The sequence below is a fragment of the Alloprevotella sp. oral taxon 473 str. F0040 genome (genome assembly GCF_000318095.2).
Classification (GTDB): domain Bacteria; phylum Bacteroidota; class Bacteroidia; order Bacteroidales; family Bacteroidaceae; genus Alloprevotella.
Map to the genome: position 1 here is coordinate 124215 of NZ_KB290714.1, position 14696 is coordinate 138910.

General features: G+C 46.9%; 9 protein-coding genes. 4 read left to right on the forward strand and 5 right to left on the reverse strand.

Annotation, left to right across the window (positions count from 1 at the left end):
• Window positions 1–482 precede the first annotated feature (482 nt).
• Window positions 483–1580, reverse strand: coding sequence for an adenine-specific methyltransferase EcoRI family protein (locus tag HMPREF9999_RS03150; protein ID WP_009436887.1), 1098 nt, complete (start codon window positions 1578–1580; stop codon window positions 483–485).
• A 926-nt stretch (window positions 1581–2506) separates the two neighbouring features.
• Between HMPREF9999_RS03150 and HMPREF9999_RS03155 the strand changes: the two genes are divergently transcribed.
• From HMPREF9999_RS03155 to typA, 4 genes are all read left to right on the forward strand, one after another.
• Window positions 2507–3049: an RNA methyltransferase gene (locus HMPREF9999_RS03155; RefSeq protein WP_009436890.1), complete on the forward strand. Its 543-nt coding sequence runs from the start codon at window positions 2507–2509 to the stop codon at window positions 3047–3049.
• A gap of 117 nt (window positions 3050–3166) precedes the next feature.
• Entirely contained in the window at window positions 3167–4729 is a 1563-nt protein-coding gene (locus HMPREF9999_RS03160) for a YifB family Mg chelatase-like AAA ATPase (protein ID WP_009436891.1), read from the forward strand.
• A gap of 34 nt (window positions 4730–4763) precedes the next feature.
• Window positions 4764–6050 carry a YihY/virulence factor BrkB family protein gene (locus tag HMPREF9999_RS03165; protein WP_009436892.1) on the forward strand — a complete coding sequence of 429 codons (1287 nt, stop codon included), beginning with the start codon at window positions 4764–4766 and terminating at the stop codon, window positions 6048–6050.
• 303 nt (window positions 6051–6353) lie between these two features.
• A complete protein-coding gene (typA, locus tag HMPREF9999_RS03170; RefSeq protein WP_009436894.1) occupies window positions 6354–8159 on the forward strand; it encodes a translational GTPase TypA in 1806 nt (601 codons plus the stop codon).
• A gap of 185 nt (window positions 8160–8344) precedes the next feature.
• Here typA and HMPREF9999_RS03175 read toward each other — a convergent pair whose 3' ends face one another.
• From HMPREF9999_RS03175 to HMPREF9999_RS03190, 4 genes are all read right to left on the reverse strand, one after another.
• Entirely contained in the window at window positions 8345–9187 is an 843-nt protein-coding gene (locus tag HMPREF9999_RS03175) for a PdaC/SigV domain-containing protein (protein ID WP_009436895.1), read from the reverse strand.
• 57 nt (window positions 9188–9244) lie between these two features.
• The gene (gene prmC, locus HMPREF9999_RS03180) at window positions 9245–10102 is read right to left on the reverse strand and encodes a peptide chain release factor N(5)-glutamine methyltransferase (protein ID WP_009436896.1); all 858 of its coding nucleotides are present in this window, start codon (window positions 10100–10102) and stop codon (window positions 9245–9247) included.
• 21 nt (window positions 10103–10123) lie between these two features.
• On the reverse strand, window positions 10124–12025 hold the full coding sequence (locus HMPREF9999_RS03185) for an LTA synthase family protein (protein ID WP_009436897.1): 1902 nt from the start codon (window positions 12023–12025) through the stop codon (window positions 10124–10126).
• Between the two features lie 264 nt (window positions 12026–12289).
• The gene (locus HMPREF9999_RS03190) at window positions 12290–14152 is read right to left on the reverse strand and encodes an ABC transporter ATP-binding protein (protein WP_009436898.1); all 1863 of its coding nucleotides are present in this window, start codon (window positions 14150–14152) and stop codon (window positions 12290–12292) included.
• Window positions 14153–14696: the final 544 nt, after the last annotated feature.

A 14696-nucleotide genomic window follows, 5' to 3' on the forward strand; every position in this document is an offset into this window, starting at 1 on the left:
GTTGAAATCTTAGGGATGTGTGAGAATGAAGACTTATACCAATTAAAGACAAGAGTTTATACAACTCAAGAATGTAAACAAGCCTATCTAAACAAATTTGGTAAAGTTGGAACCTATGACCTCAATGCAAGTGGGGTTGTTATAAGGGGAGGGATTCAAGAGAAAGTTTACCAACGTATATTGATTAAATCCACTTGATAAGTATCCGTGCATAAACTTGAGTATAATATCTCCCATCTACAATATAGTAGGTAGTATCAAGAGGAGGTTCTGCATGAAGTAAAACTGCGCCATCATTAAGTTTTGTGACTTTCGATTCTTTCCCTTTTTTATCAATTTGGACTTGCTCGGGATATATTTTAGAAGCACTACCAAACCAAGTTTTTGTAATCCCTAAGATTTCAAATGACGAATAAGAATGCGAAAGTAAGGACAAGCACCTTTAATACATAAATCCTTTTCGTCATTACCTTTTCTGAACCTTAAGATTTCAAATGACGAATAAGAATACGTTTATAGATAAAGTGACCTTTTATCAACGGAGCTCCTCCTTTGTCTTTGAATCCTAAAAAATGATAGATGTTGCTTTCGTTTCCTATATTAGCATCTGCTCGGCCTAAGATTTCAAATTGCTCCGGACAATACTTATCTAAAAAAGAGATAGGTACTCCCATAACTCCTTCGTAGTCGGAGGGGATAGCATCGGTGTAAGACACTTCTATGGCATCATAGTTGTCATAGTGGTCGTATGCCTCCTTGTCCTTCATCTTTTTGTTGTAGCGCAAGTTGTCTTCCATGGTCATTAAAGCCAATGGCTGGTGACGACGACCGTGTTCTAAGTTTGTAAACCATCGAACACCTTTAACTCTTATATACTTGTTACCAAATTCATCAATACGCCATCCTGCCGCTGTTATAGGATATTCCGGTGGAATTTTGAACTCACGATCTCCGCTGTGTATTGTCGCCCCCAGCCACATTTTATTCTCTTTGATAAGCGGAAATACCTCTTTGTAGGTGATAGCATTCATATTCCCAATAATGGCAAATTGTTTGTTGCCTTGCACTATCCATGCAAGGAATTCGCGGAAAAGAGAAAAAGGGGGATTGGTGATGATGATGTCTGCTTCATCGCGCAAGGTAGTCACCTCGGGGCTACGAAAATCGCCAGTACCTTCGAGATAGTCCCATTCAAGGTCGTCTATATCGATGCGACCATTTTGATTAGTATCTCCAGTGAGTGTGAATATCTTGCCACAGATTGCCGTCTTTTCGGCACTGAAACGAGGGTCTTCGCTCTCAAAAAGTGTGGGTTGCCAATCGCTTTTATAGTTCTTGCTTTCTTGAGCAAAACTAGTACTAATGAGCTTTTTGAGTCCGAGTTCTTCAAACTTCGCCACAAAATAGCGAGTGAAATTGCTCCACTCTGGGTCGTCACATGGCAACAATACCGTCTTACCTCGAAATACATTAGGGTTGTATTCTAGATAAGCGTTGATTTCTGCTTCTATGTCGTGGTATTGAGTATAAAACTCATCATTCTTTGCGGCTTTGGCTTCTTTAAGGTTTCTATTGGCCATAATTAGGTGTAAGATTAGTATTACAAAGATACAACATTAGGGTGAATAAGAAGAGTTTTTCTGAAGATTAAAATACGACATAAAATCCAGTGTTAATAAGTCTATAATTGTAGGCTCTCGCGCGTGCGTGGGCGCGCGCACCCTGCAATTTGCACTTTTTTGCTTTCACAACCTTCACAGAATCTCGAGTAAATAGCTTGTAGTAAATGAGTTATCTCTATTTTATAACATACATTTAGATTTTCAAGTCTAGAGGCGAGGAAAAAGGACAAGAAAGCGAGAAAAATATAGAAAAATGCTGGGAGAGTTTTGAAAAACTCTAGGAGATAATTCAAAAGATGTCGGAGATTTCACATGAAATCTCCGACTTTTTTAGGGAATAACTCCTTGATTTTAATAAGAAAAGAGAGAAAAGAAAAGGGCAGTCTGTGAAGGTTGTGAAAGCAAAAAGTGCAAAATCCCAGATATGCGCGCACGCGTGCGATTGCGCGACGCGCCCACGCGTGAGGGATGTCTGAAAGTTGCTGCTCCCTTTGAGCGTGAGGGTGCAGTCAAGATTTCAGAAGGCGGAGAGTGAGGATAGGCGTTGCTCGTAAAGTGTGTCATAGTTGTCATTCAAAAAACAGTGTGTTATCTTATTTCTGTTATATTGAGATAGCAAAATAAAGGTATGTTCAAGAAAAAACTCCACTTTTTCGCTGATTTTTCACTCTTTGCCCCCATATCAACCCATATCTATATAGAGGGAGTAAGATAGGAACAAAGGCGGTGGAGGAATAGAAAAGAGGTTTTGCCCGTTTTTTGTGGATTTATCGCGAGGCAAACTTGGTCAGTTGTGGCGCATTCCGTAACTTTGCTTTGACGTGTTTGACTCACCACAACTTGTCAAAACTCCCCCTTTCACCTAGATATTTCACCCCTACAATATGCCTCAAAAACTACAAATCGAAGAGATGAATCGCCTAGACGTGGCGGCTTTCAAAGCAGCTGAGAAATTACCTCTCATCGTGGTGCTTGACAATGTGCGAAGCCTGCACAATGTGGGGAGCATCTTCCGCACGGCCGATGCTTTTCGACTGGCTGGGGTGTGGCTTTGTGGCATCACCGCTACTCCGCCTTCGGTAGAAATCCACAAGACGGCTCTTGGAGCAGAAGAATCGGTGGATTGGCGTTATTTTGCCACCACCGATGAAGCCATCGCCACGCTCAAAAAGGAGGGATATGTCGTGGCCTCTGTGGAACAATGCCACCGTTCTACCCTACTCACCGATTTTCAACTTGATGACACACAGCGTTACGCGCTTGTGATGGGGCATGAAGTGCACGGAGTGGCGCAAGAAGTGGTAGATGCTTCTGATCTCGTCATCGAAATTCCTCAAATGGGCACCAAACACTCTATGAATGTGAGTGTGGCTGCCGGAGTGGTGATATGGGAGTTTGTGCGCCAATGGCGCGCACTCGGACATTGAGCCTCTGCGCTCCCTTAGCCCTTGCAACACAGTTGCCCACATAGTGGCAGCTTCTGTGTTTTCCTCCCTTAATCTCCCTACCTTCCCTTGTATTTTTCCCTTGCTTAAATCCAAACTATGCTCTCCACCATTCACACCATAGCCATCAATGGACTCGATGCTAGCCGTGTGCTCATCGAAATCAATGTGACCCCTTTTAGTCAACCGCGCGATGCGCTCTATGTGATGGTGGGGCTGCCCGATAGTGCTGTGAAAGAGAGCAAGACCCGTGTGCGCTCTGCCATGGAAAATAGTGGATATAATGCGCGAGGAGCAGCGGATGTGGCGGTGAATTTTGCGCCTGCCGATGTGAAAAAGGAAGGTAGTGGCTATGATCTTCCATTGGCAGTGGGATTGATTCATGCTTTCGGGCAAACCAAGGTGGCACCCGAAGTGCTCAGTCGCTACATGTTTCTCGGAGAACTAGGACTTGATGGCGATTTGCGCCCTGTGCGTGGCGTGTTGCCAGCGGCCATCTTGGCGCGCCAATTGGGCTATGAAGCCTTGATAGTGCCAGAAGAGAATGCACGCGAAGCTGCGGTGGTGAACCAACTGAAGGTGTATGGTGCCAGTAAGCTCCGCGATGTGATGCAACATCTCGAAGGCACGCAGTCGTTGGAGCCAACAGAGGTGGACACAAGGGCTGAGTTTTATGCCTCGCAAACGGATTTCCCCTATGATTTCAGTGAGGTGAAAGGACAACCTGCCGTGAAGCGCGCTTTTGAAGTGGCAGCGGCAGGCGGACATAACCTATTGCTTGTGGGAAGTCCGGGCTGTGGCAAGAGCATGATGGCGAAGCGGTTGCCTTCGATTCTCCCTCCTCTCACACTGGCAGAGAGTTTGGAAACCACGCAAATACACTCTATCGCTGGGAAACTCGAGAGAGGGGCTACGCTCATCTCCACACGGCCGTTTCGCTCGCCACACCACACCATTTCGGATGTGGCACTGATCGGTGGAGGAGCCAGTATGCAGCCTGGAGAAATCAGTTTGGCGCACAATGGTATCTTGTTTTTAGACGAATTTCCCCACTACACCAAGAATTCGCTCGAGACGATGCGACAACCGCTGGAAGACCGCATCATCACCATATCGAGAGCGCGCTACAACGTCACTTTGCCTTGCTCCTTCATGCTCGTGGCAGCGATGAATCCTTGCCCTTGTGGCTACTATAACGACCCTTCGCACGAGTGCACTTGCACACCAGCGCAGGTGCAACGCTATCTGAGTCGTATCAGCGGTCCGCTGTTGGATCGCATAGATTTGCAAGTGGAGGTGGTGCCAGTGCCTGTGAAAGAGCTGACCAATGCACCCGAAGGGGAACCTTCTGCCGACATTCGTGCAAGAGTGGTGGCTGCGCGCGAACGACAGCGCGAACGATTTGCTAATTGTCCTGGGGTGCACTGCAATGCGCAAATGAGTGCACGACAACTGCAAGAACTCGTGCAGCTTGATGAAGCGGCACAAGATGCGCTGTCAATGGCACTGGACAGACTGGGACTCTCGGCTCGCGCCTACGAACGTGTGCTGAAAGTGGCGCGCACCATTGCCGATCTGGACGGCAGCAACAAGGTGCAGCGGCAGCACATCGCAGAGGCAGTGAGCTATCGCAATTTGGATCGCTCCACTTGGGGCACATAATCACAAGATTTCAATGTAGAAAGAAGATAAATATATGAAAATCAATGGTAATACAATTCGACAGCGTTGGTGCAAATGGCGCAGCATGCGCTGGACGAGGGTGATATTTCATACTGCTCGTTCGGCTGATACACAGGATATTTTCACGCATGTGGCTGCGCTCACCTATAGCACGGTGCTGTCTGTGGTGCCCCTCTTGGCACTGGTGTTGGCACTTGGCCGCGGATTTGGAATGCAGGATTATATAGAGGTGCAGTTGCGACAAAATCTCAACACTTCTGATGATGTGATTGGGCAACTGATGAATTTTGCTAACTCCTACATAGCGCGCACACACGATGATGTGGTGCTGGGAGTCAGTGGTTTGGTGCTGGCATTTACCATCGTTTCGCTGGTCAATAACATAGAGCGGCGTTTCAATGCGATGTGGGGTGTGAACACTTCGCGCAGTCTGTTTGGCTTCTCTCTCTCTTATTTGGGACTCATTGTCTTTCTAGCCTTTTCGATATTCTTTTTGAGTGGTGTGTGGGTGTTTATTCTCCAAATACTCAACTATTTGCCCCATCATGTGCTGGTAGATACCACGATGCCATTGTTGGTGTTTTTGCTTAAATCGTTGGTGTTCAGCGCGGTGTTGGGAGCGATGTTTCGATTCATTCCATTGGTCAAGGTGGAAGTGCGCCATATCTTGTGGCCAGCTCTCATCACTGGCACTTTGTTTAGCTTGGTGCAACAGTTCTACATCGAAGGACAGATGTTTCTGAGCAGTTATAATGCCGTGTATGGTTCGTTTGCTGTGCTCCCCCTCTTGATGGCGTGGGTATATGCTACATGGACGATTGTTCTCGTCGGTGTATTGTTATGTCGCTCTTTACAGGCTACGGAGAACAATGAGGATTTGTTTGATCAGAAGACCTATAATCATCGTTCGCATGACTTAGTTGCGCTGCGGATTATGGCTTTGATGGCGCGCAGATTTGTGGACAATAAGCCTCCCCTCATGGTGAAAGAATGGGCCGAAAAACTGGCTATTTCTACTGAATTTGCAGGTATGGAGTTGCAGCGTTTGGCAGAAGTGGGTTTAATCTTCCGAGTGGTAGAAGTCAGTGAGGTGACGTTGGCTCCGCTGCCTTCGACTGCGGTGTTTAAGGTCAATGTCGATGTGCATCAACTCACAGCAGAAGAAGTGGTCAAGCGGTTGAACCAACAAGGTAATGAGGTGGAGATGCCTCTTTCTTCAGAGGCTTTGCAGCAATATCGCAAGACTGTGGAGAACTATGGTACGGAGCAGGATTTACAACGCAATATTCTTGCACTTTAAGCCTTGATTAGCATTCAGAAAGAAGGATTAGGGTGCTGAGTTATGAACTTTATAGTGCGTAGCCTTCGGAGATACAAAACTTATTGGCGAAGTGCAATTCAGCGAAAAAGAAGAGATTTCCCTCTAATCTCCCTGTTTTGTTTTGTCTATGTGGTGTTTTACGACTGAACTTTTGAGTTATGTCTAAAACACCACATATTATTTGCGCAAAGGAGGCGAATTTCGTAATTTTGTGAGCCTTTTCCTACTACTGTTTCGCGGTAGAAGTGTAAAAGTCGCTGAATATATCAATTAAAAATTCTCATGCAAGACATTCGCAACATCGCCATCATTGCCCACGTAGACCATGGTAAGACGACGCTCGTGGACAAAATGCTCATGGCCGGTAACCTTTTCCGCGCCAACCAGCAGACGGGCGAACTTATGCTAGATAATAACGACCTCGAACGTGAACGTGGTATTACCATTCTTTCTAAGAACGTTTCGATTAACTACAAGGATACGAAAATCAATATCATCGACACTCCAGGTCACTCCGACTTCGGGGGTGAAGTAGAGCGTGTGCTCAACATGGCCGATGGTTGTATCCTCCTCGTAGATGCCTTTGAAGGTCCGATGCCTCAGACACGTTTTGTGCTCCAAAAAGCATTGCAAATCGGGCTTAAGCCTATTGTGGTGGTGAACAAGGTGGACAAACCTAACTGCCGCCCTGAAGAGGTGCATGAGATGGTGTTTGATTTGATGTTTGAACTCGGAGGTACGGAAGAACAGCTCAACTTCCCCGTGGTGTATGGTTCGGCAAAGAACAACTGGATGGGGGAAGATTGGCAGAAACCCACTGAAAACATCGACTATCTCCTCGACACGATTCTCGAATATATCCCTGCTCCTGAACGCTTAGAAGGCACTCCTCAGTTGCTCATCACTTCGCTCGACTACTCTAACTACACTGGTCGTATCGCTATCGGTCGTGTGCATCGTGGTACCATCACCGAGGGAATGAACATCACCATTGCTCACCGTGATGGAACGATGGAGAAGACCAAAATCAAGGAACTCCAAACCTTTGAGGGTATGGGACGCCAAAAGGCTACTGCTGTGTCGAGTGGTGACATTTGTGCGGTGATTGGTCTTGAAAAGTTTGAGATTGGCGACACCATCACGGACTTTGAAAACCCCGAACCACTGCCTACGATCGCGATTGACGAACCTACGATGTCTATGCTCTTTGCCATCAACGACTCTCCTTTCTTTGGTAAGGAAGGTAAGTTCTGCACTTCTCGTCACATCAATGAGCGTTTGGAGAAAGAACTCCAAAAAGACTTGGCACTCCGTGTGGAACAAGGTGCTGACACTGACCGATGGATCGTTTCAGGTCGTGGTGTGCTCCACCTTTCTGTGCTTGTGGAGACGATGCGCCGCGAAGGTTACGAACTGCAAGTGGGACAACCTCAGGTGATTTATCATGAGATTGATGGCGTTCGTCACGAACCTATCGAGGAACTTATGATCAATGTGCCCGAAGAGTTTGCTTCTAAGATGATCGACATGGTGACACGTCGCAAGGGTGAGATGGTGGCTATGCACAATCTCGGTGAGCGTGTAGACATCGAATTCATGATTCCTTCACGTGGCATCATTGGTTTGCGTACCAACGTCCTCACTGCTTCGCAAGGTGAAGCCATCATGGCACACCGTTTCAAGGAATATCAACCTTTCAAAGGCGAAATCGACCGCCGCAGCAATGGTTCGATGATTGCACTCGAAGGCGGTACTGCCTTTGCTTATGCCATTGATAAGCTCCAAGACCGCGGTAAGTTCTTCGTTTCTCCTCAAGATGATGTTTATGCGGGTCAGATTGTGGGTGAACATATTCACGAGAATGACCTCGTTATCAACGTGACGAAGGCGAAGCAACTCACCAACATGCGTGCTTCGGGTGCTGACGACAAGGCGCGCATCATTCCTCCCACCATCTTCTCTCTCGAAGAAGCACTCGAATACATCCGCGAAGATGAGTATGTGGAAGTGACGCCTAAATCAATGCGTATGCGCAAGATTATCCTCGATCACAATGCACGCAAGCGTGCTTCTCGCACGGATGTCTAAAATGCGTTGAGCTGCGCTGGAAGACTAGCATTTCTACCTTCATTTTATGAGAGGTTAGGGACAAGTGTTTCGCAGCAGTACAGCAAAATAGAATCAAAAAAAAAAAAGCCGTAGTAGAAATGATTTCTACTACGGCTTGTTTTATAAAGTACTAGTGCCTGTATGATAAAGTCTTCGTGCTTACTTCAAATAGGTTTTTCCCGAAGCATTGAGCAAAGGTTTGAGCTTTGCAAAAGGTATTTGCACTGTCGGCATCCCCACAGCGTAAGGGCCGATTTCATATTGTGAGACACCAGTTGCAATCCCTCTTTGGTGAGCCAAGGTTCGGTTTCGGGAAGGGGAAGATTGATCAGTTTCATTTCAGCATTGTCAGAGTCGTATGCACCAGAAATCATGAGAAGTTCTCCCAATTCTTCTTTATTTCTTGCATCAAAAGCTTTGATCAATCCTTTGACAAGGAGTGGATGAAGTGCATTCTCATCACTAATCATTGATTTATCAAACTTGCGACCGTCACTCTTGCGGAAGGTGGCACCCGACAAACTGCTACCACCATGTGCTCCTCCACTATACCAGTAAGTGCTGGCTTCGAAGGTGATGTACTTGTCAGTCTCATACACCTTGGTGATGCTGATATTATGCTCACCATTGGTGATATCATTTTCTTCTTCAGCCACCCAATGCTTCTGATAATAGTTGAGCATTGCTTGTCCATCGTTGATATCGCCTTCATACTTTCCTCCGAGCCGTTCGTTCACCCATTCGTTGATGGCAGTAGCTAGGTGAGGATGCTCTTTGCTCTGCGCAAGAACAATGGATGCTCCATAAGAATAGTGCGCGGTCTTCATTTTTTTTGAAAACTCCTTCAGCGATAAATCTTCAGCACTAGACATTTCTACTCGCTGACTATCGGCAACTGTTGCCACCGAGTCAGAGGATACAGTGGTTTCTGCCGTTGTTTTTTGTTTGCAGGCGACGAGAGATAGCATCCCCACCGCAATAGCTGTGTAAAGCAAGAGAGTTTTCATATCTTATAAATGATAAGTGGTAAGAAATTAAGGAGAATTTTAGGGTAATATAGCCCTCTATTCCCATACTGCTTCGACAAAACGGGGGAGATCGAAGCAATCGTTGATGACGCGGACGGAGGTATAACCCATGCTCTCAAAGAGAGTGGCAACAGCCGCGGTAAAGTCCGTGTGAGTCTCTACGAGAAGACTGCCCGAAGGTCGGAGCGCGTGCCAGCCCAATCGCGCCAACGCGTGATAAAAGAGGAGCGGATTGTCATTGGGAACGAATAGAGCCGAGTGTGGTTCGTAGTTCACCACTTGCGCTTCCATCGTTTGCGCTTCCTCCTCGGGAATGTAAGGAGGATTACTCACAATGGCATCCAAAGATTGTGGAGCAAGTGTGGGAGTTTCGGCTTCTTTGAGTAAGTCGCGTAGCAGAAAATCTACGCGCGCTCCAAGGGAAGCTGCATTTTCTTGTGCCACTTGCAAAGCCCCTTCCGAGATGTCCCAAGCTGTGACGTGTGCCAGTGGGAGAGCTTTAGCCAAACTAATGGCGATGCAACCACTTCCTGTGCCCACATCTAAGATGTTGGACAACGCGCCACAGCATTTTTCGGTCGCCAGTCGCACCAAATCTTCTGTTTCTGGGCGAGGAATCAAGGTATCTGCTGTGACCTTAAAACGATGACCACAGAACAACTCAAATCCCACCACTTGTTGCACTGGCACGTGAGCTAAAAGTTGCTTCACATCACTGTCAATTTTGGCTTCCTCTTCGGTAGTAAGGGGCAATTCCTCATTGAGCAACAGCTGTGTGGTGGAGAGTCCGAAACAATCGGTCAGGTATCGAGCAGCGATAGCCCCAGCTTCCTGCACCTCATAGACATCAGACAACTTCTTTTGTAAATCGATTTGGAAATCTCTAGGCTTCATCTTTCCTCTATTATCTATCGTTTATTTCAGGGCATCCATGTGTTGATAAGCCTTTTGCATGAAAGCCTTCACCTTGCGCAAGCGGTCACCCTTCGAATCGGGCGTCACCTTCGACACACTCTTGGAGTTGAGGTCGAAAATTGTGGTTCCCGTGCTGTCGATAAAGGTGTATCCTTCGGGCCAAGTGTGGATAGCGAGCGGATAAGTGTAAGTTTGAGAGAGTACATCTCTTGAGAATGTGAATCGACTATGGTCAATTCCCATCTGTCCTAAGAGCGTTGCTGCCACATCCGTTTGGTTACAAAGTTTCGTCACCACACGAGGAGCACGCACCGCACCTCCTGTCCAAATGAGGGGAATGTGATATTTTCGGATATCGTATTCGTTGATGTCAGCTGGCCATGTCACTCCGTGGTCTGGAAGAATCACAATCAGCGTGTTCTTCCACGCTGGAGTTTGTCGGAAAGCAGCGATAAATTCACCAATAGAATGATCCAAATAAGCAAAAGCATTGAGCATCTTATCGTCTAGTCGGTCATAAGGTACTTCCCAAGGCTCATGACTCGAGAGTGTTAAGAGCGTTTTGAACCATGGTTTGCCTTGCTTTTCCGAAGCATCAATGTTTTGACGGAGAATCTTCATCATCTCACCGTCGCACACTCCCCAAGGACTAGTGTGGCGAAGCGCAGCAGGGAAATCCACATCGCCTAGCACACGATTATATCCCGTAGCGAGGAAGTAAGAATTCATGTTGGTGAAGTTCTTATCACCCCCATAGAGAAACTCCGTGTCGTAGCCCACGCCTTTCAATGCCCCAGCGATAGAAGGTAGTACACGCGATTTGGCAGGCATCTTCATCACACTCGCATCAGGGAAAGAAGGATAGCCCGAGAAGGTGCAAAGTGTGCCGCGGTCAGTGCGGAAACTGTTGGCATAACATTGTGAGAAGAAGATCCCATTGGCAGCCAAACTGTCGAGATGTGGAGTGGTTTGGTGATTGCCTTCGGTGCAGCCCACCACACGTCCGCCGCAGCTCTCCATAAGGATGAGCAACACGTTAGGACGTTGCGTAGTGAGCAGAGAATCTTCGGGGAGAATCACACTCTTCGTGTTAAATTGCAGAGAGTTGTAGATATTATCGGCTTCTTCTGGGCTGAAATACTGTGCTTGCTTTGAATAATCCTGCTCTTTCAACAAAGAATAGAAGAAGGAGAACACAGGGTTTACCGCAGCATGATTGTGATATTGCACCGTGGAATAGTAGACCATTCCCACGTTAGCCGTGGAACGTCCCACACCACCGCGGATGCTCAGAAAGAGCAATCCACCTATCATCGCCCACAAGAGGGAGATGGGGAGTCGTTGCAAGAGAAAATGGCTCACATTGCGGAGAGAAACTGCGCAATGTACACAAGAATCCGTGTGGCTAGCGCGTGAAGATAGCTTTTGTGTAGGAGCCAGTTGCCAGAAAATCCAAGAAAGACCAGCCACAACGGCTACAAAACCCACGAACGCCAAGATGACAAAGCCCCAACCCAAACTTTCGGGGATGCTCGAAGGATTATCCAAGTAGGAAAGTGCCACAGCATCGAGTTTAAAACCCCAACTCTTGTAGATAATCATGTCGATGATGATAATCAACAAGAAGATGGTGAGTATTGTCGTGGTGTAGATGCGATAGAGTTTGCGCCCTATTTTTGCACTGGTTGCAGTGTTCCAAAAATGTCCCACCCAAGTAGCGAGCCAAATGGGAGCCGTAGCATACGCCGCTACGGAAAGATCAAGTGAAAGCCCGTGCCACACGATTTGTAAGAAATCGCTCAGGGTAGGAAATCCATTATAGCTAAAAAACAGCAACTTGCCCACAAAGAAAAGGATGAGCCAAGCGCAGAAGATACGAAGGAGGAAAAAGAGTTGTTTCATTGAAGTGTGTTTCAAGCGTCAGAAGATGTAGTCATCCTCTAGCGGCAAACCTCTGGTGTCAAATGTTTAGTGTAAGCCTAAACTGCTAAAATCCAATATCTATATTACCGATGTCAGACATCGACGTTGCTAGCATCAAACCTCAAAAGGTGCTACTTTCTAATGTCTAATACGTAAATACAACCTTACGATGGTGAGCAAAAAGGGTCAGTGACCCTCTCTCTAATGTCAGACGTCTAACATCTAATCTCTAACGTCTAATTTCTATAATTGCTGCATATCGTTGAGACGTTTGTAGTATCCATCGAGAGCGAGGAGAGAATCGTGTGTGCCACGTTCCACGATGCGACCTTCGTGTAAGACTAAAATCTCATCTGCTCCACGGATAGTCGAGAGACGGTGCGCAATCGCAATCGTGGTGCGCGTCGCCATCAAGCGTTCGAGAGCCTCCTGCACCAAACGTTCGCTTTCGGTGTCGAGTGCACTTGTAGCTTCATCAAGAATCAAGATGTCTGGATTCTTCAAGATGGCGCGTGCTATGGAGATGCGTTGTCGCTGACCGCCCGAGAGTTTACCACCGCGGTCACCCACGTTGGTGTTGTAGCCTTCGGGAGTAGCCATGATAAAGTCGTGAGCGTTCGCCACTTTGGCAGCCTCGATCACCTGTTCGAGGGTCGCATTTTCCACTCCAAAGGCAATGTTGTTGAAGAAGGAATCGTTGAAGAGAATCGCCTCTTGGTTCACGTTGCCAATGAGCGCGCGCAAATCTGCAATTCGCAGCTGGCGCACATCCGTGCCATCAATGGTGATGCAACCTCCCACCACATCGTGATAGCGAGGCACCAAATCCACTAATGTACTCTTACCGCTGCCACTCTGTCCGACGAGCGCAATGGTTTGACCGCGTTTCACGGTGAAGTCTACCCCACGAATCACCATTTGTTCGTCAGGCACTTGAGCATCAGCCCCTGCTTGTCCATAAGCAAAGGTCACATTTTTGAACGCAATGCAGTCGGTGAGATGACCTATTTTCACAGGGTGTTCTGGTTCGCGGATTGGATTTTCAGCCAGGAGAATCTTGTTCACGCGTTCCATCGAAGCCATACCCTTAGGGATAGCGTAAGCAGCACGAGACAAATCTTTCAGCGGTTGAATCACGCTGTAGAGAATCACCATGTAGAAGATGAAGGTAGGTGCATCAATGGGGCTGTGGTCAGCAAAAATCAGCGTACCGCCATACCAAAGCACCAAGACAATGAGGCAAGTGCCCAAAAATTCACTCACAGGGTGTGCCGAACCTTGGCGAATCGCCACGCGTGAGGCGATTGAGCGGAAATCATTGGCCGTCGTGTCGTAGCGTTCTTGCATTTTGCGCTCTGCACCAAAGGCTTTGATGATGCGCATACCTCCCAAAGTCTCTTCGAGTTGCGACATCGTTTCGCTCCATTTGATTTGCGCATCCATGCTTGACTGCTTGAGTTTACGGCCGATGCGTCCCATGCCCCAGCCCATCAAGGGGAGCACGAGGATAGTGAAAAGCGTGAGTTCCCAGGAAATGTAGAAAAGACTACCGAAATAGACCACAAGGAGAATCGGATTTTTCATCAGCATCTCCAAACTACCCATGATGGAATTTTCGATTTCGCCCACATCGCCACTCATGCGCGCGATGATGTCGCCCTTGCGCTCATCGCTGAAGAAGGAGAGTGGGAGGAGAGTGATTTTCTTATAAATCGAGGTACGGATGTCGCGCACGATGCCCGTGCGCACTGGCACCATCGAAGCCACAGAAGCAAAATAAGAAGCCGTTTTCAACGCTGTGGAAAGCACGAGAAATAGCCCGATGAAGAGCAACGCAGTGCCTGCGCCATACTGCACCACCAGTTGTGAAGTGTAGTAGTAGGCATTATTGACCGCAATGTCAGAAAAAGACATCCCTTCTTTGCCCCAATCGATGAAATGATAGACCTTTTGCTCAGTGTTGAAAAGGAGTTTGAGCATTGGGATGAGCGAAGCAAAAGAAAAGACATTAAGCACCGCACTCAGCACATTGAAAATCAGTGAGAGACCGATGTTAAACTTATAAGGTGCAACGTAATGCACCATCATTTTGAAGAAATCTTTCATGTTTCAGTCGAGAACGTATGTTCCCAATTTGAGAAAATCGTATGAGTTCAGAAGACAAAAATACTCGAAAAAAACGAGATGTAGAGGTATTTTTCCTATGAAATGATGAAACTCTGAGTTTCTCTTCTCATTTCGTGTCACATTGTTGCTTTTTCTTCCCTAAGTTGGTGCTGATCACTCGGAGTGATGGGAAACAACCCTCGTATATATATGGGTTTATAGATGTGAAAAACGGAGGGGTTTTGCTGTAAAAGATGTTTTCTGATATTATGGAAGTGAAAACATCTAAGATAAAAGTTGCGAAAGCTGTGTCGGACAATGAAAAGGTGACCTTGATGTCTAATAGAATCGTCACATCAAGATGATGGTTAGGTTGAGATAACCGTCTACACAGAATAGGGCGGAAAATTTCAATCAAAGCCCATGAGGAAAACATTCGCAAAACGAAAGGGAGATTTCAGAATGTATCTCTCGCGTGAGCGCGTAGCGAGCGCATGCGTACACGCACTACAGGGATTCTGCACTTTTTGCTTTCACAACCTTC

Coding starts and splice junctions, on each gene's coding strand:
- HMPREF9999_RS03150 (WP_009436887.1), bottom strand. CDS start 1,580: ATGGCCAATAGAAACCTTAAAGAAGCCAAAGCCGCAAAGAATGATGAG.
- HMPREF9999_RS03155 (WP_009436890.1), top strand. CDS start 2,507: ATGCCTCAAAAACTACAAATCGAAGAGATGAATCGCCTAGACGTGGCG.
- HMPREF9999_RS03160 (WP_009436891.1), top strand. CDS start 3,167: ATGCTCTCCACCATTCACACCATAGCCATCAATGGACTCGATGCTAGC.
- HMPREF9999_RS03165 (WP_009436892.1), top strand. CDS start 4,764: ATGAAAATCAATGGTAATACAATTCGACAGCGTTGGTGCAAATGGCGC.
- typA (WP_009436894.1), top strand. CDS start 6,354: ATGCAAGACATTCGCAACATCGCCATCATTGCCCACGTAGACCATGGT.
- HMPREF9999_RS03175 (WP_009436895.1), bottom strand. CDS start 9,187: ATGAAAACTCTCTTGCTTTACACAGCTATTGCGGTGGGGATGCTATCT.
- prmC (WP_009436896.1), bottom strand. CDS start 10,102: ATGAAGCCTAGAGATTTCCAAATCGATTTACAAAAGAAGTTGTCTGAT.
- HMPREF9999_RS03185 (WP_009436897.1), bottom strand. CDS start 12,025: ATGAAACAACTCTTTTTCCTCCTTCGTATCTTCTGCGCTTGGCTCATC.
- HMPREF9999_RS03190 (WP_009436898.1), bottom strand. CDS start 14,152: ATGAAAGATTTCTTCAAAATGATGGTGCATTACGTTGCACCTTATAAG.